The organism is Halalkalicoccus tibetensis, assembly GCF_037996645.1.
Taxonomy (GTDB): domain Archaea; phylum Halobacteriota; class Halobacteria; order Halobacteriales; family Halalkalicoccaceae; genus Halalkalicoccus; species Halalkalicoccus tibetensis.
Genome location: NZ_JBBMXV010000004.1, coordinates 173,576 through 199,114, shown reverse-complemented (window position 1 = coordinate 199,114; position 25,539 = coordinate 173,576). Strand labels below are relative to the sequence as shown.

Here is a 25,539-nt window from a genome sequence, read left to right as displayed (position 1 = left end):
GCCCATGCCGGCCGACGACAGCGAGGACCCCAACGCCGACGAACAGTACCACATCGAGGTCGGGCCCGACGACGTCGCGCCCTCGGTTCTCCTCCCGGGCAACCCCGGACGCGTCGGGACGATCGCGGAGTTCTGGGACGATTTCGAGGAGAAAGGGAACCACCGGGAGTACCGTACACTGACCGGGAGCTACGACGGCGCGCCGATCAGCGTGACCTCGACGGGGATCGGCGGACCCTCCGCTGCCATCGCCGTCGAGGAGCTCGCGCGGATCGGCGCCGATACGTTCATCCGAGTGGGCTCGTGTGGCGCGATCCAGGAAGGGATGGACGTCGGCGATCTGGTGATCACTACCGGTGGGGTCAGACAGGAGGGCACCAGCGACGAGTACGTCCGCGAGGACTACTCCGCGAGCGCCGACCACGAGGTGGTCTGTGCGCTGATCGCCGCGGCCGAGCGGCTGGGCTACGACCACCACACCGGGATCACGATGAGCGCCGACTCCTTCTACGCGGGGCAAGGGCGACCGGGGTTCGAGGGGTTCGAGGCCGCCGGGAGCGCCGACCTCGTCGAGGAGCTCCGGGAGGCGAACGTGAAGAACATCGAGATGGAGGCGAGCACGATCCTCACGATCGCGAACGTCTACGGGCTGCGCGCGGGCGCGGTCTGTTCGGTCTACGCCAACCGCGTTACCGGCGAGTTCCGCACGGAGGGCGAGGGAAAGGCCAGCGAGACCGCCTCGCTCGCGGTGAAGCTGCTGGCGCGGATGGACGAGGTGAAGGCGGAGACGGGTGCCGAGCGGTGGCACGCGGGGCTGAGTCTGGACTGAGTGAGCCCGACATCGTAACCGCGGACGCGGCGAGCGAACGAGGGGAGCGAGCCGCGATTTTTTGGAGGAGATTTTTGCGCCCAGCGCGGGACCAGCGGTCCCGCGGGCCGTGCGAACGGGCGCTTCGCGCCCGTGAGCAGAGAGCGGTTCGCGCGAAGCGCGAACCCGACGAGTAAAAAGATCCGTTGCTAGAGATACTTCCAGGCGCGCTTCGCGCGCTTCGCCGAGGAGACGTCCTTGATCCATCGGGCCGCGACGGCTTTCTTCAGGGTCTCGGCGCCGAACCAGCCGAAGGTGTTGATCGGCATCGCCTGGACGTTGTGCGCGACCGCCCGGTCGCCGATCGAGATGAGCGTCCCCTTGTCCTCGAACGTCCAGGTCTTCAGCGGGCGACCCTCGCTCGCGCGGGCGATGTTCTCGCCGACGAGCTCGGCGGCCTGCCAGGCGGCCTGTGCGGTCGGCGGTGCGGGGCTCTCGCCCTGATCGACGATCGCCGAGTCGCCGATGGCGAAGACGCGCTCGTCGTCGGTCTGGAAGGTCGACTCGGCGACGATCCGGTTGTGCTCCTTCTCGACGTTCGCGTTCTCGAGGCACTCCCGGCCGGTGATGCCGCCGGTCCAGACGAAGACGTCGTACTCCAGCGGTTCGCCCTGGTCGAAGTGGATCGCGTCCTCGTCGGCCTCCGTGATGGGATCGTCGGTCATGATCTCGATGTCGGCGTCGAGCAGGCGCTTCTTGACCGCGCCCTGGAGCTCGGGGTCCTGGCCGGGCATGATCTCCGGAAGCGCCTCGATCAGCGAGATCTCGATGGGCGCGTTGTGCTTGTCGCGGAACTCCGCGACCTCGCCGGCGCTCTGGATACCCGAGAGTCCCGCGCCGCCAATCGCGACCTGTGCGGGCTCGTCGCGGGTGGCCTCGCGTGCGGCCTCCTTGACCGCCTCGTGGATCCCGAGGGCGTCGTCGAGGTTCTTGAGGGTGAGCGAGTGCTCGTCGAGCCCGGGGATGCCGTAGTAGGCCGTCGAGGAGCCGAGCGCGACCAACACGTAGTCGTAGTCGACCTCGGTGTCGTCGGCGAGGGTGACGACCCGGTCGTCGGTGTCGAGGTCGGTCACCTCGCCCTCGATGAAGCGCGTGGAGGGCGACTTGATCTCGTCGACGGGGATCGTGACGTGCTCTCGCACGGAGGGATCGCGGATCACGCGGTGGGACTCGTGGAGGACGAGATGGTAGTCAGTATCCGAGATCCACGTGATCTGTGCGTCGCTCAGCTCGTTTTCGAGTTCTGGGATGGCGCCCGCACCGGCGTACCCGGCCCCGAGCACGACGACCTGCTCTGTCATATGGGCCACTCGGCGAGCCACTGATACAAAGCTGTTGAAACCCGAACCGGAGTGTGGGACGTTGACAGACCTCAGTGAGACGGCTCGCCGACGGGCGCTTCCATCGAGTCGATCTGGAGGATGAGGATGTTGTTGGTGTCGTCCTTTCCGTCGAGGGTCCCTTCGATCAGGAGCTTCGAGAGCGGCGTCGGGCCGACGGTGACCGAGTCACCCTCGTGGTACTCGCGGACCGAGCCCTGGATGTGGATCTCCGCCCGACAGAGCTCGGGGTGGTGGACGTTCGAGAGGTTGATCTCCTCGATGTTGACGTCCTCGACCGGCTCGCCCTCGTGTTCGAGGGGTACCGCCGCGGGCTCGTCCATCTGCTGGACGTCGAGCGTCTCGTAGGCGGTCGCGGTCGGCTTGTAGCCGCCCTTCGGCCCGGGGACGCCCTCGACCAGTTGGAGCGCCTTCAGGCTCTGCATCTGGTTGCGGATCGTTCCGGGGTTGCGGTCGACCTCCCCCGCGATCTCCTCGCCCTTCACCGCGTCCTCGGCCTCACGATGGAGGTTGATCAACGCGGTGAGGATCGTCTTCTGACTCGGCGTGAGTTCGATCGATGACATACCGTTACGTTCGGGACAGGTTCGCTTAAATGCGACGAATACGTTGGCAGACCGGTTCGAACCGTGACCCGCCGGTGGTATACACCGGTAATGTCTAGTGAATCCGAGGACAAATCCGCAGACTTAATTCATATATATGCGATTGAACGGGCATGACCGAACGGATCAGGATCATCGGCGCGCCGCTCGATTACGGCGCCGATCGCCGTGGCGTGGACATGGGTCCCTCGGCGATCAGGTACGCCGGGCTCGCGGAGGGACTGGCTACCGGCGACGTGGAATGTCTCGATCACGGCGACCTGAGCGTCCCACGCGCCGAGGAGCGGGACCCGGATGCCGAGCAGCCCCGGGCCGGTTCCGCGAAGTTCCTCAAGGAGGTACGCGACGTCTGCGAGCGACTCTCGAGGTCGGTCGCGGAGGCCTGCGCGGCGGGGGAGTTCCCGCTGGTCCTGGGCGGCGATCACTCGATCGCCATCGGCTCGATCCAGGGGTCGAGCCGCGACGCGGACGTCGGCGTGCTCTGGTTCGACGCCCACGGCGACTTCAACACCCCCGAGACCTCCCCCAGCGGCAACGTCCACGGGATGCCGATGGCCGCGGCGCTGGGCCACGGCTCCTTTGTCGATACTCCCTGGGCGAACGCGCCCGGCGTCGACCCCGAAAACGTCGCCCTGGTCGGCCTCCGGAGCCTCGACGAGGAGGAACGCCTCGCGATCCGCGACAGCCCCGTCACCGCCTACACGATGTCCGACATCGACGAACGGGGGATCACCGCCGTCACGGAGGACGCCCTCGCGGTGGCCGGCGACGACACCGACGGGATCCACGCCAGCCTCGACCTCGACTGGCTCGACCCCAAGGAAGCCCCCGGCGTCGGCACGCCCGTCCGCGGTGGCGTCACCTACCGCGAGGCCCACGCCGCCCTCGAGATGGTCGCACGCGAGGGGTCGCTGCGCTCGCTCGAAGTGGTGGAGGTGAACCCCATCCTCGATACCGAGAACGAGACCGCGAGCCTCGCCGTCGAGCTCGCCGCGAGCGCGCTCGGCAAACGGATCCTCTAAACGCACCTTTTTCCGACTCGGGATTCGGTCGCAAAGCGACCGAACCGCTCTCTGCTCACGGGCGCGAAGCGCCCGTTCGCACGGCCCGCGGGACCGCTGGTCCCGCGCTGGGCGCAAAAACCTCCGAGCGCGCTCCGCGCGCTCGGTTCGCATCCGATCAGGGGTTTGAGGTCTACGAGAGACCGGCCGAAGCGACTATCGAAGGGCACGCAGTTTCGTCGGCACCGTCCCCGTCGCGAACACGTACGCGCCGAACCCGAGCAGTGCAACCGGGATCGCCATGAGCACCGCGGCGAGAGTGCCGGTGAGCATCGAACCGACCGCGAAGAACACGACGAAGGGCGACACGAACAGCACCGCCGCGACGCCCAGCCCGCGGGCAGCCGGCGATGGGCCGCCAGCCCGCTTTGCACTTACCGCTACCCAGCAGCCGATCAGGAGGCAGAACGCAGAGAGGCCGAACAGTAACATGACCTGTCCGACGTTCTATCAGATCATAGCTGTTTCCTCGTGTATCGGAACTGATCGGCGGAGTTTCGAAACGAAACGCTTAGGCCATAGTCCGGTCCACGCCAGCGTATGACAGAGTGGATCGGACGGACGTTCACGAGCGACGCCGGATGGGATCACTTAGAGGCGCTCGTCGACCTCGAGGACCGGATGGCGGGCACCGAGGGCGAGCGCCGCGGCGCGGAGCTGACTCGCGACGCGCTCGCAGAAGCGGGCGCGCGGGACGCACGCCTCGAGGCGTTCCCCATCCAGGGCTGGGTCCGGGAAGACAGCGAGATCCGGGCCGGGGGGACGGTACAGGACTGCATCGCGCTGCCCCGCAGCCCGAGCGAGGACGCGAGCGGCGAGCTGGTCGATCTGGGCTACGGGCTGCCCGAGGACTTCGAGGAGGCGGAGATCGAGGGGAAGGTCGTGATGGTCCGAAGCGACGTCCCCGACTACTTCGACCGCTACATCCACCGCCGCGAGAAGTACTACTACGCGGTCGAGGGCGGCGCGGCCGCCTTCATTTATCGCAACCACGTCGAGGGCTGTCTGCCGCCGACGGGGAGCGTGGGAACCGAGGCGGACCCGATCGGCGACGTTCCGGCAGTAGGCGTCAGCAGCGAGGTCGGCGCGCGCCTCGCCCGGCGGTTCGACGGCGCGGAGCTGACCGTCTCGGTCGAGGCGGGGATCGACGACGCGACGAGCTACAACGTTCACGCCGAAATGGGCCCCGACACCGACGAGGCGATCCTCGTGACGGGCCACGTCGACGCCCACGACATCGCGGAGGGCGCCGCGGACAACGGGGCGGGGACCGCGATGGTCGTCGAGATCGCGAACGCCCTCTCCGAGCGATCGGACGAGCTCGAGACCCGCGTGGAGTTCGTCGTCTACGGCGCCGAGGAGGTGGGACTGGTGGGCTCGGAACACCACGCCGCGAACGCCGAGCACGGTTCGATAAAAGCGATCGTCAACAGCGACGGCGTCGTCCGGGGGCGCACGCTCGAGTTCTACACCCACGGCTTCCCCGAACTCGAAGCGGCGGCCGAGCGGGTCGCGGAGCGCTTCTCCCATCCAGTGAGGACGATTCCGCGGATGGGTCCCCACAGCGACCACTGGCCGTTCGTGAAGTGGGGCGTGCCGGGCTATCACGTCATGAGCGACACCGGCGAGCAGGGTCGCGGCTGGGGCCACACGTTCGCCGACACCCTCGAGAAGGTCGACGTTCGGGACCTGCGCGAGCAGGCGATCGTGCTCACGGAGCTCGTCGTCGAGCTCGCGCGCGAGGACGTGAGCGTTGAGCACCGTTCGCCCGAGGAGATCGCGGCGGCGCTCGAGGCGGAGGATCAGGCGACCGGCATGCGCGTGATCGGCGACTGGCCCTACGACGAGTGATCCCGGGGGCTTTTGGCCTGCGGGGCGTAGCCGGTGACATGTGCGATCGATCCCGGGTGAGCCGGCGGTGACGGTCTCCGCCGTCGGGGTTCCCGAGCGGGTGATCGAGACGATCGAGGGGGCGGGCCATGCCGTCAATCGGACGACGCCGACGTCGATAGCGAGCGACGCGTCGGCCATCGTCACCGCCGGCGAGGACGACCTCCTCGAGGTCGCCACGGGCCGTCCGTCGGCCCCGGTGTTGGCGCTTGATACCGGGATCGGACCCGGCGTAGACGATCGGGCGGCGATCCGCGAGGCCCTCGCGGACGGTCGCGAGTACGATCGCCCGCTGTTGGACGTCTCGATGGGCGACGAGTCAGTGGCGAGCGCGCTGTTCGACGTCGCCCTCGTCACCAGCGAGCCGGCGCGGATCTCGGAGTACGCGATCGGGGACGCCCGCGGCGAGCGTGTCGCGTCCTTCCGGGCGGATGGGATCGTGGTCGCGACCCCCGCGGGGAGCCTCGGCTACGCCGCCGCGGCGGGCGGACCGAGGCTCTCGCCGACGGCGGCGGTGGTCTGTGCCGTTCCGATCGCCCCCTTCCACACCCAGTCGGGCCACTGGGTGCTGGAGTCGGGAGGGCTCTCGCTGTCGGTGCTTCGCGAGGAGGGCGCCGTGTCGCTGCTTGTCGACGGAACCAACCATGGCTCCGTCGAGGCCGGCCGGAGCGTCGGATTGACCGTCGGGGGTCGCATGCGGACGCTCCATCCGCGGGGACGAGAATTGGAAACACTCTAATGGACGAACGACCGTTATCCGCATATGCTACCCCTGCAGCTCGAGGCGATCGACGGGGCGCTCGCGTTCGCGATCCCGTTCATCGTCTTCGCTCTCGCGCTCGCAAACCTCGTGACGAGACTCCTCGCGCACCGTTCGCACGTCTCACAGGCCGAAGAGCACGGAGCCGACGGGATCGAGCGGCACACCCTCCACGAACTGACGACGCTCGCGCTCGTCTTCGCGACGTTCTACTACGTCCTTGTGGACCTACACTTCGGCGTCGCGCTCGCGTCTTTCGCCCTGGCGGCGTTCATCTCGGACTTCTTTGAGTTCGAGTCGCGCCTGGTCGAGGCCCGCACCGACCGCCCGCTCGAGGCCCCGAAGGCCGCCATCGGCGCGACGCTGTTCGTCGTCATCTACGGCGGGTTCGCGGCGCTCTTCACGGCGTTCGGCGCGTTCTGGACGCCCGTCATTTGAGCGTCCCGGTCGACTCGCGGCGAGCTACCCCGGACTCTCGTTCTCGCGTCCCGCGTTCAGTCTCCAGTCTCGTCCGTCGCACCTTTGAAAGGTCTTTGTCAACCGCGTTTTCGTTCCGCCTTCTTCTCATCCCTCGACCGCAAAGCGTCCCGTGTTCGCGTTGACCTGTCCCCGGACGCGAGTCCCAAGTGCCACGTCTGACGGACTGACGGGCCGTTGGCTCGATCGGCATCGACTCGCTACTCGCTGGTATAGATACGGGAAGGAGTGCGAACGATATAGAGTGTGATGGAGAAGAGAGGATGGAACGGAGAACACGGCGGAACCATCGGTCCCGGGACAGTGACCGGGAATCGCTGGTCAGGCCGTCGGCGCCGATCCGCCGACGGTCGAGGACCGTGGCCGTCGGGAACGAGCGGTTAGTCGGCGTTCCGCTGGCGCTCCTCGTAGGCGCGGCGGCCCTCGCGGGCGGCGGGGATGACGATCCAGAAGGTGAGCGCGCCGAGGATCGCGAACCAGAAGGCGATGTCCTTGACCGCGATCAGGACCTCGGCGTAGAGGCCGACGTCGTCCGGATTGGGCGCGATCAGCTGCGTGTCCTCGAACCCGGGGGTGTTGAACCACGACGCGATCGTGAACCAGAGCAGTCCGGACCCCATCAGGATCCCGAACCCTTTCATGAACTCGTCAGCCATTGTTCGATTCTTCGTCCTCGCTCTCTTTAGCGTTTCCCATTTCCGCAGCCCGGAAGCGAGTCGAAAAGGCGTAGGTGGCCGCCGAAACGACGATCAGTGCCACGCCCAGCAGCGCGAGCAGCGGGTTCACGTCCCCGAGATCGGCCTGTGCGCGGTTGGTGGCGACGTCGAGCAGAACGAACCCCCCGACAACGCCGACGACCGCGAACAGCGTCGAGAACACGGTGACGGTCTTGTAGACGCGCATCGGGACGACGACCCCGTCGTCCGACGGTTCCGGTGACGACTCCGACATGCTGTGAGGTTAGGCGGGGAGCCGTATTACCTCGGCGGTCGGAGCCGGTAGTACCGCCGGTTGAGCGAGTACATGTAGCCCTCGCGCATCGTCTTCAGGATCGCGTAGCTGATGAAGAAGGCGATCAGCGGCAGGAAGAACGCCAGGTTGAACAGCAGGTCCGTCGCGATGAAATCGATCAGGTCCTGTAGCGGCAGCGCGGCGAGCGTGATCGCGAGGACGATCCCGGCGACGCCGAGCGCCGCCCAGAATGGCTCCTCGACGGGCCGACGGGCGCTCCCCTTGTTGAGGAAGGGGACGATCGCGATGAAGCTGACGACGACGATGTTCGCCATCACGCCGTAGACGCGGTCGCTCATCAGCTTCTCGCCGCCGAGAATGGCGAGTTCGGGATTGATCGGGTCGAGGTGCAGCAGGCCGAACGACCAGTAGAGATACCAGTCGGGCAGGATGACCTCGGGCGTCGAGCTCGGGTCCGCCGGCGACGGCATGTGCGGCGGCAGCGCCGCGGCCACGAAGAACATCATGCCGAGGAAGAAGCACGTCAGTGCGAGGTTCCGGATGGTCTCGTGGGGCCAGGTCGGGAAGGCGAGCACGTCGCGCTCGACGTACGTCGACTCGCGCCTGAGGTCCTCGTCCTCGCGCCGCGAGCGCTCGAAGTACTCGTAGGTCAGCCGCGAGAGGCCCTGGGTTCGTTCCTTACGCTCGCGCCAGGTGGGCGTCTCGTCGTCCGGCGGAACGGCCGGAACGCCGCCGCCACCATCGGTCTGGGGCTCTCCCCCGTCGGTCTGTGTGTCGTTTTCTTCGCTCATTGTCGATCAGTGTGGCTCCGCGATTCCCTGCATCCAGACGATGCCGATGTGGATGGCGATCAGCGCCGTCACCACGAACGGCAGGATGAACACGTGCAGGATGTACATCCGCTGGAGTGTCGATGCGTCGAGGCTGAACCCGCCGAAGATCAGCTGCGCGATCCACTCGCCGATGAAGGGGATCGACAGCGCCATCTCGACGCCGATCTGGCCGGCCCAGTACGACAGCTGGCTCCAGGGCAGCAGGTAGCCCGTGTAGCCGAACACCATCGTCAGACTGATCAGGACGATCCCGATCAGCCAGTTGACCTCCCGGGGCTCCTTGTACGAGCCCGTGAAGTAGACCCGCAGCATGTGCAGGAACACCGCCGCGGTCATGATCTGGGCGGACCACCGATGCAGACTCCGGAGGAAGTACCCGAAGTTCAGGTCCTGCATGATGAAGACGACGTCGTCGTACGCGACGGTCTCCTCCATCCCGTCGGCGGTCGAGGGCGCGTAGTAGAAGCCCAGTAAGGCCCCCGTCACCGCCGCGACGATATATGCGATCGTCGAGAACGCCCCCAGCGAGTACAGCGGGTACCAGTACCAGAACTTGTTGTCGAGGTTGTACTGCTCGGTGTGGCTCTTGGGCATCTGGAGGTTGACCCGGTAGTACATCGTCTCCAGCAGCTCCAGATAGTCGACGATGCGAAAGCGCTTGTCGAGCCACATCAGGGTCATCAGATAGCCCTGCTCGATGGGGGTCAGATCCCGCTCCTGCATCCAGCCGCGGTGATCGTGCTCGTCCTTGCGTTCGAGGCTCATAGACCCGATTCCCCGCCGTTATCGTCCTCTCCGCCGCCTCCCGCGGCACCTTCGGCGCCCTCGGCACCGTCATCCCCGCCTTGGGCGGCGTCCTCTTCGTCTCCCTCGTCGGCTCCTTCGCCGCCGCCTTCTTCGCCGACCTCGTCGTCGCCTTCCTCTCCGCCTTCTTCCTCTTCATCACCGCCGCCGTCCTCGTCGCCGCCACCTTCTTCCTCACCACCCTCCTCGTCTTCACCGCCTTCTTCCTCTTCGCCATCGCCGTCCTCCTCGTCGTCGCCGCCACCCTCGGGCTCCTCGACGTCGTCGGGCTGCGGGAACGAGATGAACGACTGCTCGAAGATCGAGAAGGGGTCGTAGACCGACTGGTGGCACTGACAGAAGACGCTGTCTCCAGCGCCGATGTTGTCGGCGGTCTCCGAGACCTTGAACCCGGGGATGCAACAGAAGTGCGTACAGACGTTGAGGAACGCAAACACGCCCTCCTCTGTTGCGGCCTCGAGGAACTCGTCCTCCTCGGCCGCTTCCTCGATCGCCGTGCTGCGGATGACGATCACTTCGAGGACGTCCCCGCCGTCGAGGCCGTCAGAGCGCCACGTCGCGGCGGCGGGCTTGCCGACGCCGTCGTCGCCGATCTCGTTGCCCCACTCCTCGTAGTCGTCGAAGTGATCGAGGTTCAAGGCTTCGTCCTCGCCGAGCTCGCCCTGCCACTCGTACTGCGACTGGGGCGAGGAGAGGAACTCGTTGTTCTGCTGGGCCTGGGGGAGCAGCGCCGGCGAGGTCTGTTTCCCGCAGTACTGGTACCACTGCGAGGAGTAGGTGAGCCCGCCGAGCTCCTCCTCGGCGATGAACTCCGTTTGACCCTCGACCTCGACTTCCTGTACCTCGGGCCACCGACCGCTGATGGTGCCGTCGTCGTCGATCTCGACCGGGATGATCGGCATTCCACGGGGGGCCGGACCGCCCGTTCGCTCGATCCCCATGAAGTCGATGACGCCGCCGCCGGTCCCCGTCGGCGGGGTGGCGGTGTTGACTGCCGCTGCGCCCGTCGAACCGATGCCGGCGATCGCCGCCGCGCCGACGACGCCCTTGACGAACCGTCGGCGGTCGGATTCGACCGGATATTTGTCTTCTTCTGTTGACATTATTAGTTCTTCTTGTAGTACGGGTAGACCGCGCGTTTGAAGTGTTCCAGTGCGCCGTCAGCGAACTCCTGTCCTTCGGCCTGCTCCTCGCGGACGTAGAGGTCCTCCCACTTCCGGCGTCGCTTCTTGACGATCATCACGTCGGGGAGGAACTCCTTGCGATAGAGCACAAGGATGAACGCCAGATCGATGAAGATCAGTGCGAGCAGCAGCCCGAGATAGATGTTGCCGATTTGGGTCGTCCCCCAGGCCATCACGAGCCCGTAGGTGAACAGGCCGACCAACACGACCTCGAGGAGCGTCAGGAGGACGATTCCGATGACGGCGACGGTGCTCTCGCGGGCCGGCTCGTACCGGTGGATATCGCCGTACGTGCTTCCTGATGATGACATTTAGTTACCCCCTTTCGCGTGTGGCGACTCGCCGTACTTCAGGACGAAGAACGTGAACACCAGCGAGACGGTGATCATGAGGATCGCCCCGATCCCGACGTAGTGCTCCTGGATCTGGACGCCCATCTCGGTGGGGTCCTCGACGACGCCCTCGTCGGCCACCTCCCGGGTCTCGACGCCGTCGCCGACGGCGACCCCGCCGTGCATGTCCTGAGCGGTGTGTGGCGTACACTCGTACTCGTTGATCTGGTCCTCCTCCTCGAAGGTGTGCTCGAAAGTGAAGCCGGCCTCGTCGGTGACGTCGGTCTCGAACTCCTCGCCCTCGGTGCTCGCGACGTTGTGGCCACCGCCGTCGCCGGTCCACTCCCAGACGACGTTCGTCCCCGGATCGACCCAGATCGCCGCCGGCTCGAACTGGAGGCCGTCGCCGGCGCCGACGGTCACTTCGACCTCTTCCTCGCCGCGCAGGTCTTCGGTCTCGTCGAAGTTCGGCGCGTCCTCGACGAACTCGCCCCAGTCGGGCTCCTCGTCTTCCTGGGCGGCCGCGGTACCGACGGCGCCGGTCGCACCGACCGCTGTCGCGGCGCTCCCGACACCCGCCGCCGTGATAAACTCCCGCCTCTTCATACAGGCAGGATTCAGGACCGTGTTCGCTTAAACCCACCGATGACGCTGACTCGGGATGCTCGCGGGGACCGGACGAGGCGTCCTATTCGGCGCCCTCTCGACCCTCCTCGAGCGGGACGAGTTCACCGTCCTCGACGGGGACGAACTCCGGGCGCTCGCCCGACTCGGCGCCCGCCGCACGGAGGCGGTTGCGGTATTCGACGGCGCGGAAGCGATCCGAAAGGCGTGCGTTGGCGACGACCAGGAAGAGGAAGACGCTCGCGATGACGAACAGGATCGAGACGACCAGGACGATCACCGCCGAATCACCCACGTCGCCGACGAACAGCCCGACGAAGGCGGCGATCCCCGCGAGCAACAGCCCGAAGGCGATTACCTGTAGCATCTTGTTGCCGAGGTCGCCGCTGCCCTCCGGGACCTCCTGCGGATCGGGCAGCGACCACTCCTCGGGCGGGTCGGGCACCTCGTAGTCGTCCATCGAGCAGAGCGCGACCGTCGGCTTCACGTCCCGGACCACCGTCCCCCGGCCCTCGACGCTGCCGTCGGGGTAGACGATGGCGTACCCCTCGTCCGAGTAGGCGAGCATCCGTGGAGGGTCCTCGAAGCGTTCGAGCACCGCGAAGACGTCCCGATCGGCGATCCGCCGCTGAAGGTCGGCCTCGACCCGATCGATCAGCTCCCGGCCGGTGATCCAGGAGTCGGGATCGAACGCCGCCTCCCAGTCGTCGGCGTCCATCCGCGCCATGTCCTCGGGCCCGAAGTCGTCGAAGTCGACGTCCTCGTCGAGCGGCGGTCGCTCGGGCTCGTCGCTCCGGGTCCCCTCGTCGCTCGAGGATCGACCGTCAGCCATTGCCCGGCGGTTGGACCGGCGCAGGCATACGTGTTCCGGGACGGGCGGATCCGGGCCGCTTAACGCGCCCCCACGCCAAGCGCCAGTGATGGTCGAGGCAGCCGTGTGGGCGACGATCGCCCTGGTGTCGGTGACGGTGAGCTTCCCGTTCTACCTCTACGGGGCGTGGATCATCGTCGAGAACGAGCCGGTGACCTGGGCGGTGCTGACGCGCCACCTCAAATACATCGTCACCGGTCTCGTACTGACGACGGGGCCGGTCGTGCTCTGGATGGCCCCGCGCCTGCTCGATCAGCTCACCGGGGTCCAGGCGATGCACGCCGTCTTCGGCGTCCAGGCCTACGCCTTCCTCCTGTTCGCGCTCACCGGCATCGTCCGGATCTTCCAAGCTAAGTACGGCCACGACCTCTACGGCGACCCCGGACAGGAGGTTGACATCGACGACCTCCACGAGAACATGGGCGCGTGGCGCTTCCGGCTGCGCGTCGGCGTGATCGGCTACGTGCTGTGCTGGCTGGTCGCGTACGTCCTGGGGGTCGCCCAGTTCGCGCTGAACTACGTCCTACCGGCGGTCTGAGACCGGGTCAGCCGTTGTTGTACGGTCGCTCGTCGCGGTGGGCGTCGGGGTTGGCCGTCTCCTCGGCGGCGGCCTCGCGCTGTTCGTCCTCAGCGTCGAGCTTCTCCTCGACTTCCTCCTCCTGCTGGCGTTGGAGCTCCTCCTCGTCCTTCTCGGCGATTTCCTCGTCGACGTCGGCCTCCTCTTCCTCGTCCTTTTCCTTCTCGAGTTCGACGTCCCGGCCGTGTTCGTCTGATTCAGTCATGACACCCTCGCCTTCTCGACGGAGGATGAAAACGGTTCGGCCCGCCCGCGCCGGCTCACCAGGCCTCGCCGCTCGCGAGGTCCACCTCGCTGTCGAGCTTCGAGGAGGGACAGACGTCCTCGAGGACGCACTCCGAACAGTCCGGGTTCCTCGCGGTGCAGGTCGCCCGGCCGTGGCTGATACACAGGTGGGTGAAATCCTGCCAGTCCTCGCGCGCGAGTAGCTCCATCAGCACCCGTTCGATCTTCTCGGGCGAGCGCTCCTCGGTGATCCCGAGCCGACGGGTCAGGCGCTGGACGTGGGTGTCGACGACGACGCCCTCGACGAGCTCGTGACCGTGCTGGAGCACGACGTTCGCGGTCTTCCTGCCGACGCCCGGTAGATCGGTCAGCTTGCTCATCGTGTCGGGCACCTCGCCGTCGTGCTCCTCGACGATGATCCCGCAGGCCTCGCGGATGTAGCCCGCCTTGTTGTTGTAGTAGGTGATCGAGCTGAGGTCCTCGGCGAGCTCCTCCTGATCGGCGTTCGCGTACTCCTCGGGCCCGTCGTACTTCGCGAAGAGGTGTTCGGTCTCCTGGTTGACCCGCTCGTCGGTACACTGGGCCGAGAGGATCACCGCGATGAGGAGTTCGAGCCGGTTCGAGAAACGAAGCGAGATGGTCGTATCGGGGTACTCAACGGAGAGGCGGTCGACGACCTCCGCGGCCTGCGCCTCCGGCGAGTCCAGTCGGGTTCCCATACCGGGAGTCGAGGGGCTGGCGTGTTGAGCGGTTCGATCCGCGCCGGTCGGACAACACAGCGTTTATGCGCCAGTCACCCGCCGGTCGTGGTATGAAGAAAGCGACCGCGATCGCCCATCCTATCCAGGGGCTCGCGAAGTACCACGGGATGCGCGACCCGGAGCTCAGGCTGCCGTATCACGACTCGATCAGCGTCTGTACCGCGCCGAGCCACACGAAGACGACCGCGGAGTTCGGCGCCGATGAGGACGTCTACGTCGTCGGCGGCGAGGAGCTCACGGGACGGGGCCGCGAGCGCGTCGAGATGGTGGTCGATCGCGTCCGCGAGCTCGGCGGGTTCGACGACCGGGTGCGCCTCGAAAGCGAGAACTCCTTTCAGTCGAACGTCGGCTTCGGCTCCTCGTCGTCGGGCTTCGCCGCGGCGGCGATGGCGCTCTGTGCGGCCGCGGAGCTCGACCTCTCGCGGCCCGAGATCTCGACAGTCGCCCGCCGGGGTTCGTCGTCGGCTGCGCGCGCGGTCACGGGTGCGTTCAGCCACCTCCATACCGGGTTGAACGACGAGGACTGTCGCTCCGAGCGGATCGAGACCGAGCTCGAGGAGGAGCTGCGGATCGTCGGCGGGCTCGTCCCCTCGTATAAGGAGACAGAGCAAGCTCATGAAGAAGCCGCCGACAGCCACATGTTCCAGGCGCGGATGGCCCACATGCACGGCCAGATCGCCGAACTGCGCGACGCGCTTCGGGAGGGCGACTTCGAGCGGACCTTCGAGCTCGCCGAACACGACTCGCTCTCGCTCGCGGCGACGACCATGACCGGACCCGCGGGTTGGGTCTACTGGCAGCCCGAGACGATCGAGATATTCAATCGCGTGCGCGAGCTCCGCGAGGAGGGCGTGCCGGTCTACTACTCGACTGACACGGGCGCGAGCGTCTACGTCAACACCACCGAGGAGCACGTCGAGCGGGTCGAAGACGAAGTAGCGAAGGCGGGCGTCGAGACCCACGTCTGGGAAGTGGGTGGCCCAGCCCGGACGGTCGACGACCACCTCTTTTAGCCCGCCCTCCGTATCGAGCGTATGCGAATCGTCGTCTGTGGGGCGGGCTACGCCGGTGTCACGCTCGCGAAGCGCCTCGAAGGGGAGCTCCCGGACGCCGGGATCGTTCTCGTCGACCGGGACCCCGACCACCTGATCCAACACGAGCTCCATCGCGTGATCCGCCGGCCCGACCTCGCGGACGCGATCAGCCTCTCGCTCGACTCGCTGTTCGATCGGGTGGAGGTCCGGGAGGCGACCGTCGAGGCGGTTGACCGCGACGCGCGCGTGATCCACACGTCCGACGGCGATATCGAGTACGACTACGCGGCGGTCTGTCTCGGCGCCGAAACGAACTACTACGGCCTGCCGGGCGTCGAGGAGTTCTCGATCCCGCTGAAGCGCCTCGAACACGCCGAAGCGATCCGCGCGAGCGTCGAGGGTAGGTCGCGAGTGGTCGTCGGCGGAGCGGGGCTCTCGGGCGTGCAGGTCGCGGGCGAGATCGCCGCGATGGACCGGGAGCTCTCGGTGGTCCTGCTCGAACGGTTCGACAGCGTGGCCCCGAACTTCCCGGCGAACTTCCGGGCGGCGGTCGCGGAGGAGCTCGGATCGCGGGGCGTCGACGTGCGGACGGGGACGACCGTCGAGCGCGCGACCGAAAACGCCGTCGAGACGGCCGACGGGTCGATCCCCTACGATACCTTCGTCTGGACCGGCGGCATCCGCGGGCCGAGCGCCTTCGGCGGCGAGCGCCCCGGGGTCCGAAGCGACCTGCGGCTCGATTCGCGGACTTTCGTCGTCGGCGACACTGCCCGCGTGATCGACGACGACGGCGAGCCCGTCCCCGCGAGCGCGCAGGCGGCGATCCGCGAAGCCCGCGTGGTCGCGAAGAGCCTCGCGGCGCTGGTCGGGGGCGGATCGGGCGGCTTCAGTCCCCGGCCCGAGCGTTTCTCGTTCGACTCGCCGGGCTGGCTCGTCAGTATCGGCGACGGCGCGGTCGCGCAGGTCGGCCCGACCGTGCTGCGGGGACGGGCGGCGCTCGCGCTCAAGGCGAGCGTCGGCGCCGGATACCTCTCCTCGATCGGAGCGGTCCGCGACGCCGTCGAACTGGTGAACGAAGAACTACGGGCCGATTAGGCGCCCGGGACGCCGAACGCGCCGACGCCGAGGCCCAGAACGCTGTTGAGCACGAACAGCAGCGCGAGCGCGGCGAGCCACGCGATGACGCCGATGATCGCGGCGTCGACCCAGCCGCCGGGGTAGCGCCAGTTGATCACGCCGATCCAGACGATCAGCGCGAGGATCGGTCCGAACAGCGGGATCCAGGCGGTCAGCCCCCAGGCGATGGCCCCCACGAGCGCCGTGATCACGGCGTGGCTGTAGTCCTGGACGTCCATGACGACGTTGGCGCTGAGGTAGATCGCCAACCCACCGACGAGCAGTGCAACGACGAACGCGACGATCGATCCGAGTACCATACCCGATGCTACACGAGAGAGCCCTTTATAGCCCCTGCCGGACATTCCAAGGACAGGGATAAAAACGACGAGGAACGTGTCACAAACTTTCTATACGTCTGACAAAGGGTTAAGCACGGTGAAGGGGAACGGGGGGTGATGAGCGATCGAGCGGCCGTCCATGCGAGGGACGCCGAGGAGCGCGAGTGGCGCGAGCGGATCGAGGGGCGACTTTCGACGGAACACGACTGTGTACAGCGGGCGGGCGAGCTGATGGCGAGCAGACGGGATCTGGAGGCGGACGCTACGTCGGGCGGTTCGAGCCGGCGAAAATGGGTGATCCGTTCGCTGATCGTCGTGGCGATACCGCTGATCGTCTACAGCGAGCTGATGACCCCAAGCGGGATGATCAACTACAGCGGGATGGGGATCGGCGTGGTGCTGATGCTCGCCGGGTGGCTGGCGTATCTCTGAGAGAATCGCGGGACTTATCAACGCCAGCCCCGAATCGGAGGTGTCGGGCGCTTAGCTCAGTCTGGACAGAGTACTTGGCTTCGGACCAAGCTGCCGCGGGTTCAAATCCTGCAGCGCCCATGCGTTTTCCTATCGAACTGAATCCAAACGACGGCGTCGGGAGCCCTATAAAAGAACCCACGAAACCGTCGATTGATCCAAAGTCGTTCCATGTTCCGGGTCGTCGCCTTCGTGCGATCGGCAGGAGCCAAACCGTAGGGAAGTATCGAAGAGATGTCGGTATCCGAGAGTAGCCACACAGAGCGGACTCGGTAGGCGGGGGTGAAGTTCAACGGTGTGTCACACGAGGTGTATAATGATTGGCGATCTGACCCCGTTTCGATCGGCTTCGACCGGCAGAAGCTCGGCGTGACGATCACCAGGACCGTCAGCAGTTCGAGGCGTCCGACCTGAGTAACGAATGAGCAACAGGCGACAACACAGGCGTTATCGGTCTCGCGTGGCCAGTGGAGGGTGACTCGATCGTGAACACGAAAGACGGCCGTCAGTCCGACGCCAGCTTGGAGACCGCATCGACGGAGCGACAGTCCGTACTCGTGGCGTCCGTCGGGGCGTTGACGAGCGGGTTCCTCGTCTGGACGCACGTCGGTCCGTCCCTCTGGGGGATCGACTCCGACGGTCTCGTCACCGTCTCGGTCGCGGCACTGGTGGGACTTCTCGCCTGGATGGAGTGGCGAAAGACGACTGCCGGTGCCATTGCCGCGCTGGGTGGGTTCATCGTCATCGTGGCGGGCGAGAGCCTCACCGCCGGTCTGGAGCTGGGGATCATCGCGTCCGCGGTCGCCGGGCTGGTCATGACTGTGGCCGGGTCGTCCGCGGTCTGGAAGTTCGGCCGTCGGTAGTCACGGCGGACCGGGTCGATCGGACACGGTGGCTCTCCCCGGAACCGTCACGGTAAGAGCTCGACGGCGTTCTCCGATGTGATCGATTCGGGTTCGTACGGCACTGATTCGGCTGCCGAGATCGCTGATCGATCGACCGTCGGACCGTGTGTCCCCGAAGACCCCCTACGGCCCGATCGGTTCAGAACGCGCTGTCGGTCACCGTGATGTCGTAGTCGTCGATGTCGTCGGCGTCCTCCGTCAGCAGGACCTCGAAGGCCCACTCCTGGCCGTCGGGGAGGTCCGTCGTGTTGGTAAAGGAGTCCCCGATACGCTGTTCCTCCTCGTTGTAGAGGACGACGCCGACCTCGACGTAGCCGAGCTCCTCGCCCGTCTCGTTCGCGACGACGCCCTCGACCTGGGCGCTGAACTCGTCCGAGACGAGCTCGTGTTCGACGAGCTCTAACCCTTCGACCGTCGATTCGGTGTCCTCGTCCTCGAGGGCCTCCTCGGGGTCGATGTCGTCCTCTTCGTCCCCTCCGTCCCCTTCTTCCTCCTCGTCCCCACCGTTTCCGTCCTCGTCCTCGGCGGCTTCGGCCTCGGCGTCGTCGAGGTCGGCGTCGTCTTCCTCCTCGTCGTCGCCGGTGCAACCCGCGAGGAGCGCCGTGGTCGCCGCGCCGGTCGTCAGTAGGAATTTCCTCCGTTGCATGGCAGCCTATTGACTCCTTTCTTATTTATCTATTCCGATAATTTTGTTTCGACTATATATACGGAATGGATTAGGTGGGACCGTAGTCGAAGAGTGGCAGGGAACGGATCGAGAACGGTGTCGATGCCGATAGGACGACAACGAGGTGACGGGCCGTCGAAAGGAGGGGGACGGCCCGAGGTCCAGATGGGTAGGGCTGGAAAACGATGCACGCGCCGGGAAATCGCCCGGGTCAGGCCTGCTGGAGCTTGCTCTGGAACCGTTCGCGGACCTTCTCGACCTTCGGCTGGGCGTGCATCCGGCAGTAGGCGTCGGTGGGGTTCTTCTCGAAGTAGTCCTGGTGGTGCTCCTCGGCCGCCCAGAACCGTTCGAGCGGTTCGAGCTCGGTCACGACGTCGTCGCTGTACTCCTCGTTGAGCGCCTCGATGTAGGCCGCCGCCTGCTCGCGCTGCTCGTCGTCGTGGGCGAGCACGATCGATCGGTACTGGCTGCCGACGTCGGGGCCCTGGCGGTTCAGCTGGGTCGGGTCGTGGGTCGCGAAGAAGACCTCGAGCAGTTCGTCGTAGGTGATCGTCCCGGGGTCGTACTCGACCTGGACGACCTCCGCGTGGCCCGTGCTTCCCGAACAGACCGCCTCGTAGCTCGGGTCCGCGGTTTCGCCGCCGGCGTAGCCCGAGGTGACCGACCTGACACCCTCCAGTTCCTTCATCGCGGCCTCGGTACACCAGAAACAGCCGCCGCCGAACGTCGCAGTTTCGCTCGTCATACCGTTCGATAGGGGGTCGAGGCCTATGTATGTGGCGCGCGAGTCCCGTCGCCTCGATCGGGCCGAGGGTCGCGGGTCCCCCTTTCGCTCACTCCTCGGTGACGATTGGCTTCGACTGATCGTGCTGGTGACACGATATGTTCGGGAGCGAGACCGTGATCATGCAGCGCGTTCCGTTCGCACAACGGCGACTACAGACGTACTCGCCGTTCTCGTTCGTGGGCGGCTCGTCGACGGCCGTTGATTGTGGACGCAGTTCCCCCTTCGGTTCCGACTGTCGTTGTGAGTGGCCCATGGATAGCGGTATGAGTGTGTTCGATGTTCCGGGGACGGGGGCAGTAACGAGGCTGCGGATGAACGCCCCACGTCGTCCCGGACGGGAATGAACGAAGTCACTGTATATATCTAATAATTCGGCTTGCACCTGCATGGGATCGGGCGAGCGAAACGGCTATCCGCGGGGTTCGCGAACGGAATCCGTGTCGGATTACTACATCCTCACCGGCGAAACGGTGGTCGAGGGACCGTTCGAGACCCATCGCGAGGCGAGCCAGCGCCGGGCCGACCTCTCGACGAGCGACGTCGGCGTCATCTACCGGATCGAGAAGCGCTGATTGGCCCGGCAGGATCACTTATTACCGGGTCCGGGAAGGGAACGACGTGATCGAGAGCTACGCCATCGCCGACCTGACGTGGGAGGAGCTCGACGCCGCGACCGACGAGACGGGAACGCTGTTGCTCCCCGTGGGAAGCACCGAACAGCACGGCCCGCATCTCCCGCTGGGTGTCGATACCTTCATGCCCGAGGCGGTCTGTCGACGGATCGCCGAGCGGAGCCCCTGCCTGCTCGCGCCCGCGATCCCCTACGGGGTGAGTCCCCATCACACGTTCAAGCCGGGGACCGTCACCGTCGAGAGCGAGACGTTCCGGCGGTACGTCCGGGACGTCTGCGTCTCGGCCGGCGAGTGGGGCATCGAGAACGTGTTGCTGGTGAACGGCCACTACCTCGTCCAGGACCCCGAGCTCGAGATCGTGGTCCGGGACCTCAGAACCGACCACGGGATACGGGCGTTCCACGTTCCCCTCGTGACCCTCTTCGCGGACGTCGCAAGCGAGATCCGCGAGAGCGAGCTGTCCTTTCACGCCTCGGAGTTCGAGACGAGCATGATGCTCGCGCTCTTTCCCGAGCTCGTCGAGATGGACCGGGCGGAGCCGGTCGCGGGACCCGACGAGTCGCTCCCGCTAACCGACTACGACGCTCTCGGCGACAACGAGGTCGGCTGGGCGCTCTCGGCCGAGGAGATGGACGAGCTCACACCGACTGGGAACCTCGGCGATCCGACCGCCGCGAGCGCGGAGGCGGGCGAGGCGCTGGTCGAACGGGTGGTCTCGAAGACCGCCTCGCTCGTCGAGGCGCTCGAGGGGTCGGGCTGAGACGGGCCTTTTATCCCCCCCGCTCGTGGAGGGCGAGTAATGGCTGTCAGGGCGACGGGGCGGGGGCTGCTCGAGCTCACACGGCCGGTCAACGCGCTCGTCGCGGGTGTCCTGACCCTGATCGGGGCGTTCGTCGCCGGCGGGCTGCTCGACGCCCCGCTCGCCGCGGGCGCCGCGGCCGGCGCGACCGTCTTCGCCACCGGCGCGGGCAACGCGATCAACGACTACTTCGACCGGGAGATCGACCGGATCAACCAGCCCGGCCGCCCGATTCCTAGAGGAGCCGTCTCGCCGCGGGGCGCGCTCGCGTTCAGCCTCGCGCTGTTCGCCGGGGCCGTCGTCCTCGCGCTGTCCCTCCCGCCGCTGGCGATCGGGATCGCTATCGTGAACCTCCTCCTGCTGGTCGCCTACACGCAGCTGTTCAAGGGTCTCCCTGGAGTTGGAAACGCCGTCGTCGCCGCCCTCGGGGGCAGCACCTTCCTGTTCGGCGGCGCCGCGGTGGGAAACGTCGCCGCGCCGGGCGTGCTGTTCGTTCTCGCCGCCCTCTCGACGTTCACGCGGGAGGTGATCAAGGACGTCGAGGACGTCGCGGGCGACCGCGAGGAGGGGCTGAACACGCTGCCCATCGCGATCGGCGAGCGCCCCGCGCTGTGGGTCGGCATCGCCTGTCTCCTCGTGGCCGTGCTCGCGAGCCCGCTTCCGTACCTGTTGGGCGAGCTCGGCGACCTCTACCTGCTCGCCGTGCTCCCGGCGAACGCCGTGATGCTCTGGGCGGCAGCGACGAGCTTTCGGGACCCGACGGCGGGCCAGAAGCGCCTGAAGTACGGGATGTTCCTCGCGGCGGCGGCGTTCGTCCTCGGGCGGGCCGCGCCCGTCGTTCCGGTCTGATCGCGTAGGATCGGCCGCGGTCAGAAGCGTTATTCCGAGGGGCGTACTCGGTCCGTGTATGCCAGTCGAGAGCGATGCCGAGTTGCGCGAGCTGCTCGGCCTTCGCACAGTCGCCGTCGTCGGCTGTTCGTCAACCCCGGGCAAGGACGCCCACGAGATCCCGAGATACCTCACCGAACACGGCTATGACGTGATCCCGGTCAACCCGAACGCTGACGAAATCCTCGACGAGCGCGCCTACGACTCGCTCTCGGCCGTCGAGGAGGAGATCGACATCGTCGACGTCTTCCGCCCGAGCGAGGAGGTGGCGGGGATCGTCGACGAGACCCTCGAACGCGACGACGCCAAGGTGCTCTGGCTCCAGCTCGGCATCTCCGATCCCGACGCCGAAGCCCGTGCCGAGGAGGCGGGGATCCACGTCGTTCCCGACCGCTGTATGAAGGTCGAACACCAGCGCCTGCACGCACCCTAATCCTCCCACTCCTCGAACTCCCGATAGATCCCCTTCGAGAGGTATCGCTCGCTCGAGTCCGGGAAGACCGTAACCACGCTGTCGTAGGGGACCTCGAGTTCGCCCGCCGCGATCCGCTCGGCCACTCGTACCGCGGCGACGCTCGCCGCGCCCGCGCTGGAGGCGACCAAGTGCCCTTCCTCGCTCGCGAGGCGTTTGAGCTCGTCGTGGGTCTCCCGGTCGCCCACTTGGAGCACGTCGTCGACCAGTTCGGGCTCGAACAGCTCGTTGGTCGCGGGGTCGTGGGTGCCGATCCCCTCCGTTTTGTACTCGCCCTCCTCACTTTCGGCCCCTTTGGTCGTCGCGTACAGCGAGCCCTCGGGTTCGACCGCCCCGATGTAGGTGCCGGGGTCCTGCTCGCGGGCATACCTCGCAAGGCCCATCAGCGTGCCCGCGGTCCCGCAGCCGGCGACGACCGCACCGACCTCGCCCTCCAGCGCCCCGTAAACCTCGGGAGCGGTCGTCTCGTAGTGGGCCTCGGTGTTCAGCGGGTTCGCGAACTGCTGGGGGACCACGCTGTCGTCGAGCTCCTCGGCGAGCTCGTGGGCCCGATCGATCGCGCCGCCCATCCCCTCGCTGGTGGGCGTGTTGATCACCTCGGCACCGAGCGCGGCCATGAGCTGCTGTTTTTCGACGCTAAATCGCTCGGGGACGACGAAGACGGCGTCCAGATCGAGCTGGCCGGCCGCGACGGCGATCCCGATCCCCGTGTTGCCGGCGGTGGGCTCGATCACCGTCCCGCCCGGCGAGACGTCGCCCCGCTCGAGCATCCGTTCGAGCATGTACTTCCCGATGCGGTCCTTGACGCTCGCGCCGGGGTTGAACGACTCGAGCTTGGCGTAGACGGGGACCGAATCGGGGGCGGCCTGCAGGGAGACCAGCGGCGTCCGACCCACGGTCTCCAGAACGCTGTCGACGGGAGGGGCGCTCATCGACTGGCAATGCTTGCCGGAGCTACTTAACTGGTCTCGGTTCAGGCGGCGTCGTCGCCGGCGGTTCCGGTAGTCCCGGCGGGCTCGTCAGGCTCGCCCGGAGCGACCTCGTCGGGGGCGGCGTCGGGCCCGTCGTCGCCCGTCCGGCTTTCGGCGTCCTCGATCGAGGCGTCGGTGATCACCTGCTCGACGTCGATCCCCTGCTCCTCGGCGAGCGCCTCGAGGATCGCGCGGTTCTGCTGGTGGCGGACCTCGAGCTCGGAGATCGTGTCGTGGGTCGTGTCGACCTTCGTGCGGAGGTCCTCGAGCTGTTTCTTGACCTCGTTGAGCTGCGCGTAGAGCTGTTCGGCCTTGTCGGCCATCATCTGGATCTTCTTGGTGGTGCTTCCGAGTCCCATACCCCATCGTTTTTTCCGGTGCTATGTGGGTGTTACGTTCGTCCGTGAACGCCGACTTTAGGTTCCGGTCGGCCGAACCCCCCGATATGGACCTCACGCGACGCGCCCCGCAGCTGGGGATCGCCGCCTGCCTGGCCGTCATCGGCGCCGTCATCGCGCCCTACGTCGCCCTCCCGGAGGACGCCGCGACCGGGCTCGCCATCTACTACGAGGCCGGCTTCTTCGGTCCGCGGCTCGTCGGCGTCTTCGCCGCCGTCGCGATCGTCGTCCTCGGGGCGGGGCTCGGCGAACGCTCGGACCCGGTGACGATCGCCGGCGCGGCGCTGGTGATCGGGCTGTTCATGACCGTGATGTCGATCGAGTGGATCGTCTCGCTGACGCCCGACGCCGTGACGGGGATCACCACCCAGGACTGGCTCGCGTATCACCGCTGGTTCGTTCTGGCCTTCTCCGCACTCACGGCGGTCGCCGCGGGTCTCTACGCGCGGGCGCTGGGCGTGCTGTAAAGCGCACGAGGGCGGTGAGGCGAAACCCTCTTATGGTCGACGCGAGTAGTGAGGAATGGACTAGGTCGGGCAGTTAGGCCCTGCTCGAAACCCGCACTACGGTCTTCAGCGGGGACCGAACCCCGGGCGCGTCCGGTCCGACCGGCGCGGGCCCCGGGAGCCAACTGAGAAACCTCGTCCGTCGGGGACAGCGGTCCGCGGCGAGCGTCCGCAGGGACGTGCCGTCGCGGTTGGCCGATGGAAATCCGTCAGGCACGGAAGTGAGCAGCGGGCCATCGGACACCTGTCGCTCGACGGATCGCGGGGTGGAGGAGGCAACCGGGACTCCCCGCGCCGGAACGCCGGGCAACCCCGGGCGTCCACCATTCATACGCATACCTCTTCCGAGCAGCCGGCGGCTCGCCCGAGCGACCACACCAGAACCACGACTACCCGGTGTCTCCACGGACGTCACTCGGTTCCCGCCAGGCGAGTGCAACCGACATTCATATCAGATATGAGGTAATTCTTACTGGGCATGCCCTCCCCGCAGCGCCGGCCCTCCCTCCGCGAGCGCCTCCGCCAGTCGGTGATCACCGGCACCGCGATCACGATCCCGTTCATCCTCACGCTGATCGTCCTCGGGTTCGTCCTGAGCTTCGTCGCCCAGACGCTCAACCCCGTGGTCTGGCTCGCGGACTACGCGGAGGTCGAGGTCGCCGACCCGATCGTCCAGCTGACGACGATCCTCACCCTGATCGCGCTGATCGTCGTCGTGGGGCTCGTCGCCGAGCACACCGACGGCGAGCGCATCGAGGGCGGCTTTCACGCCGCGATGGAGTCGATCCCCGGCGTGAGCTCGATCTACAACAGCTTCCGCCGAATGAGCGACATCCTCATCGAGAGCGACGTCGAGAGCTTTCAGGACGTCAAGCTCGTCGAGTTCCCGCGGGACGGTACCTACACGATCGGCTACCTGACGGGACGGCCGCCCGCGGAGATGGTCGCGGCAGCGGGTTACGACGAGATGTTGACGATCTTCGTGCCGTTCGCGCCCAACCCCGTGATGGGCGGCTTCCTGATCTACGTCCCCGAGAAGCGGGTGATCGACGTCGACATGACCGTCGAGGAGAGCGTCCAGGCGATCATCACGAGCGGCGTCGCCAACAGCCAGGACGAGCGATAAGAACCGTCGAAGAACGACGAACCGCCCGCGAGCTACGTCTCGACCGGATTGTCGGCCGTCCGTTCGTCCCGCGGGCGGTCGCCGTTCCTCAGTTCGACCGGGTGTCCGAAACGAACGTGATGCTCGACGGCCAGCGCGCCGAGGTCGTCAGCGATCGATCCGTCCGAGTCGACGTGCCAATCGCAGTCGGTACAGACGTAGCGCATCATACACCCACACCGCACTGCGATACGTATCTAAAT

Annotated in this window: 35 protein-coding genes, 1 tRNA gene and 1 other RNA gene; 18 read left to right on the top strand and 19 right to left on the bottom strand. The window is 66.7% G+C overall.

Features of this window, described 5'->3' with window-relative positions:
• The first annotated feature begins 4 nt into the window (after nucleotides 1–4).
• Nucleotides 5–829 (top strand): nucleoside phosphorylase, encoded by an 825-nt coding sequence (locus WOA58_RS13810; protein WP_340604830.1) that lies wholly within the window; start codon nucleotides 5–7, stop codon nucleotides 827–829.
• Between the two features lie 188 nt (nucleotides 830–1,017).
• On the opposite strand, the gene WOA58_RS13805 is transcribed toward WOA58_RS13810, so the two are convergent.
• Nucleotides 1,018–2,169, bottom strand: coding sequence for an NAD(P)/FAD-dependent oxidoreductase (locus tag WOA58_RS13805; RefSeq protein WP_340604829.1), 1,152 nt, complete (start codon nucleotides 2,167–2,169; stop codon nucleotides 1,018–1,020).
• A gap of 71 nt (nucleotides 2,170–2,240) precedes the next feature.
• Nucleotides 2,241–2,774 carry an Rrf2 family transcriptional regulator gene (locus WOA58_RS13800; RefSeq protein ID WP_340604828.1) on the bottom strand — a complete coding sequence of 178 codons (534 nt, stop codon included), beginning with the start codon at nucleotides 2,772–2,774 and terminating at the stop codon, nucleotides 2,241–2,243.
• A 152-nt stretch (nucleotides 2,775–2,926) separates the two neighbouring features.
• Between WOA58_RS13800 and rocF the strand changes: the two genes are divergently transcribed.
• Nucleotides 2,927–3,835 carry an arginase gene (gene rocF / locus WOA58_RS13795; RefSeq protein WP_340604827.1) on the top strand — a complete coding sequence of 303 codons (909 nt, stop codon included), beginning with the start codon at nucleotides 2,927–2,929 and terminating at the stop codon, nucleotides 3,833–3,835.
• Nucleotides 3,836–4,030: 195 nt separating this feature from the next.
• On the opposite strand, the gene WOA58_RS13790 is transcribed toward rocF, so the two are convergent.
• Nucleotides 4,031–4,306 (bottom strand): hypothetical protein, encoded by a 276-nt coding sequence (locus WOA58_RS13790; protein WP_340604826.1) that lies wholly within the window; start codon nucleotides 4,304–4,306, stop codon nucleotides 4,031–4,033.
• Between the two features lie 108 nt (nucleotides 4,307–4,414).
• Between WOA58_RS13790 and WOA58_RS13785 the strand changes: the two genes are divergently transcribed.
• From WOA58_RS13785 to WOA58_RS13775, 3 genes are read left to right on the top strand one after another with little or no spacing between them, the layout of a single operon-like run.
• Entirely contained in the window at nucleotides 4,415–5,725 is a 1,311-nt protein-coding gene (locus tag WOA58_RS13785; RefSeq protein ID WP_340604825.1) for a M28 family peptidase, read from the top strand.
• Nucleotides 5,726–5,765: 40 nt separating this feature from the next.
• Nucleotides 5,766–6,503, top strand: coding sequence for an NAD(+)/NADH kinase (locus WOA58_RS13780; protein WP_340604824.1), 738 nt, complete (start codon nucleotides 5,766–5,768; stop codon nucleotides 6,501–6,503).
• Nucleotides 6,504–6,527: 24 nt separating this feature from the next.
• On the top strand, nucleotides 6,528–6,962 hold the full coding sequence (locus WOA58_RS13775) for a DUF7313 family protein (RefSeq protein WP_340604823.1): 435 nt from the start codon (nucleotides 6,528–6,530) through the stop codon (nucleotides 6,960–6,962).
• A 419-nt stretch (nucleotides 6,963–7,381) separates the two neighbouring features.
• Here the strand turns inward: WOA58_RS13775 and WOA58_RS13770 are convergent, their stop codons facing one another.
• The 8 genes from WOA58_RS13770 to WOA58_RS13735 form a co-directional block, all read right to left on the bottom strand.
• The gene (locus WOA58_RS13770) at nucleotides 7,382–7,657 is read right to left on the bottom strand and encodes a DUF7314 family protein (protein ID WP_340604822.1); all 276 of its coding nucleotides are present in this window, start codon (nucleotides 7,655–7,657) and stop codon (nucleotides 7,382–7,384) included.
• Nucleotides 7,650–7,952: a DUF7315 family membrane protein gene (locus tag WOA58_RS13765; RefSeq protein ID WP_340604821.1), complete on the bottom strand. Its 303-nt coding sequence runs from the start codon at nucleotides 7,950–7,952 to the stop codon at nucleotides 7,650–7,652. Before WOA58_RS13765 ends, WOA58_RS13770 begins: the two co-directional genes overlap by 8 nt.
• Before the next feature lie 26 nt (nucleotides 7,953–7,978).
• Nucleotides 7,979–8,764, bottom strand: a complete 786-nt coding sequence (locus WOA58_RS13760; RefSeq protein ID WP_340604820.1) for a cytochrome b family protein — start codon at nucleotides 8,762–8,764, stop codon at nucleotides 7,979–7,981.
• Between the two features lie 6 nt (nucleotides 8,765–8,770).
• A complete protein-coding gene (locus WOA58_RS13755; protein ID WP_340604819.1) occupies nucleotides 8,771–9,571 on the bottom strand; it encodes a cytochrome b in 801 nt (266 codons plus the stop codon).
• Nucleotides 9,568–10,713 (bottom strand): ubiquinol-cytochrome c reductase iron-sulfur subunit, encoded by a 1,146-nt coding sequence (locus tag WOA58_RS13750; protein ID WP_340604818.1) that lies wholly within the window; start codon nucleotides 10,711–10,713, stop codon nucleotides 9,568–9,570. The genes WOA58_RS13755 and WOA58_RS13750 overlap by 4 nt, the downstream gene beginning before the upstream one ends.
• 2 nt (nucleotides 10,714–10,715) lie before the next feature.
• Nucleotides 10,716–11,105 (bottom strand): DUF7318 family protein, encoded by a 390-nt coding sequence (locus tag WOA58_RS13745; protein ID WP_340604817.1) that lies wholly within the window; start codon nucleotides 11,103–11,105, stop codon nucleotides 10,716–10,718.
• Nucleotides 11,106–11,732, bottom strand: coding sequence for a halocyanin domain-containing protein (locus tag WOA58_RS13740; RefSeq protein WP_340604816.1), 627 nt, complete (start codon nucleotides 11,730–11,732; stop codon nucleotides 11,106–11,108).
• A gap of 82 nt (nucleotides 11,733–11,814) precedes the next feature.
• On the bottom strand, nucleotides 11,815–12,582 hold the full coding sequence (locus tag WOA58_RS13735) for a DUF7319 domain-containing protein (RefSeq protein WP_340604815.1): 768 nt from the start codon (nucleotides 12,580–12,582) through the stop codon (nucleotides 11,815–11,817).
• An 88-nt stretch (nucleotides 12,583–12,670) separates the two neighbouring features.
• On the opposite strand from WOA58_RS13735, the gene WOA58_RS13730 reads away from it, so the two are divergent.
• Nucleotides 12,671–13,159: a DUF7321 family protein gene (locus WOA58_RS13730; RefSeq protein ID WP_340604814.1), complete on the top strand. Its 489-nt coding sequence runs from the start codon at nucleotides 12,671–12,673 to the stop codon at nucleotides 13,157–13,159.
• Between the two features lie 7 nt (nucleotides 13,160–13,166).
• On the opposite strand, the gene WOA58_RS13725 is transcribed toward WOA58_RS13730, so the two are convergent.
• Entirely contained in the window at nucleotides 13,167–13,403 is a 237-nt protein-coding gene (locus tag WOA58_RS13725) for a hypothetical protein (protein WP_340604813.1), read from the bottom strand.
• 55 nt (nucleotides 13,404–13,458) lie between these two features.
• Nucleotides 13,459–14,142: an endonuclease III gene (gene nth / locus WOA58_RS13720; protein ID WP_340604812.1), complete on the bottom strand. Its 684-nt coding sequence runs from the start codon at nucleotides 14,140–14,142 to the stop codon at nucleotides 13,459–13,461.
• Nucleotides 14,143–14,234: 92 nt separating this feature from the next.
• Between nth and mvaD the strand changes: the two genes are divergently transcribed.
• Both mvaD and WOA58_RS13710 read left to right on the top strand, forming a co-directional pair.
• Nucleotides 14,235–15,197: a phosphomevalonate decarboxylase MvaD gene (mvaD, locus tag WOA58_RS13715; protein ID WP_340604811.1), complete on the top strand. Its 963-nt coding sequence runs from the start codon at nucleotides 14,235–14,237 to the stop codon at nucleotides 15,195–15,197.
• A 21-nt stretch (nucleotides 15,198–15,218) separates the two neighbouring features.
• The gene (locus WOA58_RS13710) at nucleotides 15,219–16,313 is read left to right on the top strand and encodes an NAD(P)/FAD-dependent oxidoreductase (protein ID WP_340604810.1); all 1,095 of its coding nucleotides are present in this window, start codon (nucleotides 15,219–15,221) and stop codon (nucleotides 16,311–16,313) included.
• Here WOA58_RS13710 and WOA58_RS13705 read toward each other — a convergent pair.
• Entirely contained in the window at nucleotides 16,310–16,654 is a 345-nt protein-coding gene (locus WOA58_RS13705) for a hypothetical protein (RefSeq protein WP_340604809.1), read from the bottom strand. The two genes, WOA58_RS13710 and WOA58_RS13705, sit on opposite strands and share 4 nt — an antisense overlap.
• Nucleotides 16,655–16,792: 138 nt before the next feature.
• On the opposite strand from WOA58_RS13705, the gene WOA58_RS13700 reads away from it, so the two are divergent.
• The 3 genes from WOA58_RS13700 (at nucleotide 16,793) to WOA58_RS13690 (ending at nucleotide 18,009) form a co-directional block, all read left to right on the top strand.
• On the top strand, nucleotides 16,793–17,107 hold the full coding sequence (locus tag WOA58_RS13700; RefSeq protein ID WP_340604808.1) for a hypothetical protein: 315 nt from the start codon (nucleotides 16,793–16,795) through the stop codon (nucleotides 17,105–17,107).
• Between the two features lie 45 nt (nucleotides 17,108–17,152).
• Nucleotides 17,153–17,227: transfer RNA gene (locus WOA58_RS13695), tRNA-Arg, on the top strand.
• 404 nt (nucleotides 17,228–17,631) lie between these two features.
• Nucleotides 17,632–18,009 carry a hypothetical protein gene (locus WOA58_RS13690; RefSeq protein WP_340604807.1) on the top strand — a complete coding sequence of 126 codons (378 nt, stop codon included), beginning with the start codon at nucleotides 17,632–17,634 and terminating at the stop codon, nucleotides 18,007–18,009.
• 181 nt (nucleotides 18,010–18,190) lie between these two features.
• Here WOA58_RS13690 and WOA58_RS13685 read toward each other — a convergent pair whose 3' ends face one another.
• A complete protein-coding gene (locus WOA58_RS13685) occupies nucleotides 18,191–18,697 on the bottom strand; it encodes an FxLYD domain-containing protein (protein ID WP_340604806.1) in 507 nt (168 codons plus the stop codon).
• A gap of 232 nt (nucleotides 18,698–18,929) precedes the next feature.
• Nucleotides 18,930–19,463: a peptide-methionine (S)-S-oxide reductase MsrA gene (gene msrA / locus WOA58_RS13680; protein ID WP_340604805.1), complete on the bottom strand. Its 534-nt coding sequence runs from the start codon at nucleotides 19,461–19,463 to the stop codon at nucleotides 18,930–18,932.
• A 479-nt stretch (nucleotides 19,464–19,942) separates the two neighbouring features.
• On the opposite strand from msrA, the gene WOA58_RS13675 reads away from it, so the two are divergent.
• From WOA58_RS13675 to WOA58_RS13660, 4 genes are read left to right on the top strand one after another with little or no spacing between them, the layout of a single operon-like run.
• Nucleotides 19,943–20,077, top strand: a complete 135-nt coding sequence (locus WOA58_RS13675) for a hypothetical protein (protein WP_340604804.1) — start codon at nucleotides 19,943–19,945, stop codon at nucleotides 20,075–20,077.
• Nucleotides 20,078–20,123: 46 nt separating this feature from the next.
• Entirely contained in the window at nucleotides 20,124–20,897 is a 774-nt protein-coding gene (locus tag WOA58_RS13670) for a creatininase family protein (protein ID WP_340604803.1), read from the top strand.
• A 39-nt stretch (nucleotides 20,898–20,936) separates the two neighbouring features.
• Entirely contained in the window at nucleotides 20,937–21,785 is an 849-nt protein-coding gene (locus WOA58_RS13665) for a geranylgeranylglycerol-phosphate geranylgeranyltransferase (protein ID WP_340604802.1), read from the top strand.
• A 58-nt stretch (nucleotides 21,786–21,843) separates the two neighbouring features.
• On the top strand, nucleotides 21,844–22,257 hold the full coding sequence (locus WOA58_RS13660) for a CoA-binding protein (RefSeq protein WP_340604801.1): 414 nt from the start codon (nucleotides 21,844–21,846) through the stop codon (nucleotides 22,255–22,257).
• Here WOA58_RS13660 and WOA58_RS13655 read toward each other — a convergent pair.
• A complete protein-coding gene (locus tag WOA58_RS13655; protein WP_340604800.1) occupies nucleotides 22,254–23,228 on the bottom strand; it encodes a PLP-dependent cysteine synthase family protein in 975 nt (324 codons plus the stop codon). The genes WOA58_RS13660 and WOA58_RS13655 overlap by 4 nt on opposite strands.
• A gap of 41 nt (nucleotides 23,229–23,269) precedes the next feature.
• Nucleotides 23,270–23,626, bottom strand: a complete 357-nt coding sequence (locus tag WOA58_RS13650; RefSeq protein ID WP_340604799.1) for a DUF5798 family protein — start codon at nucleotides 23,624–23,626, stop codon at nucleotides 23,270–23,272.
• Nucleotides 23,627–23,712: 86 nt separating this feature from the next.
• On the opposite strand from WOA58_RS13650, the gene WOA58_RS13645 reads away from it, so the two are divergent.
• The 3 genes from WOA58_RS13645 (at nucleotide 23,713) to WOA58_RS13635 (ending at nucleotide 25,297) form a co-directional block, all read left to right on the top strand.
• Nucleotides 23,713–24,132: a DUF7548 family protein gene (locus WOA58_RS13645; protein ID WP_340604798.1), complete on the top strand. Its 420-nt coding sequence runs from the start codon at nucleotides 23,713–23,715 to the stop codon at nucleotides 24,130–24,132.
• A gap of 53 nt (nucleotides 24,133–24,185) precedes the next feature.
• Nucleotides 24,186–24,497, top strand: an RNA gene (ffs, locus tag WOA58_RS13640) — signal recognition particle sRNA.
• A gap of 152 nt (nucleotides 24,498–24,649) precedes the next feature.
• On the top strand, nucleotides 24,650–25,297 hold the full coding sequence (locus tag WOA58_RS13635; RefSeq protein WP_340604797.1) for a DUF502 domain-containing protein: 648 nt from the start codon (nucleotides 24,650–24,652) through the stop codon (nucleotides 25,295–25,297).
• A 32-nt stretch (nucleotides 25,298–25,329) separates the two neighbouring features.
• On the opposite strand, the gene WOA58_RS13630 is transcribed toward WOA58_RS13635, so the two are convergent.
• The gene (locus WOA58_RS13630) at nucleotides 25,330–25,506 is read right to left on the bottom strand and encodes a hypothetical protein (protein ID WP_340604796.1); all 177 of its coding nucleotides are present in this window, start codon (nucleotides 25,504–25,506) and stop codon (nucleotides 25,330–25,332) included.
• Between the last annotated feature and the right edge of the window lie 33 nt (nucleotides 25,507–25,539).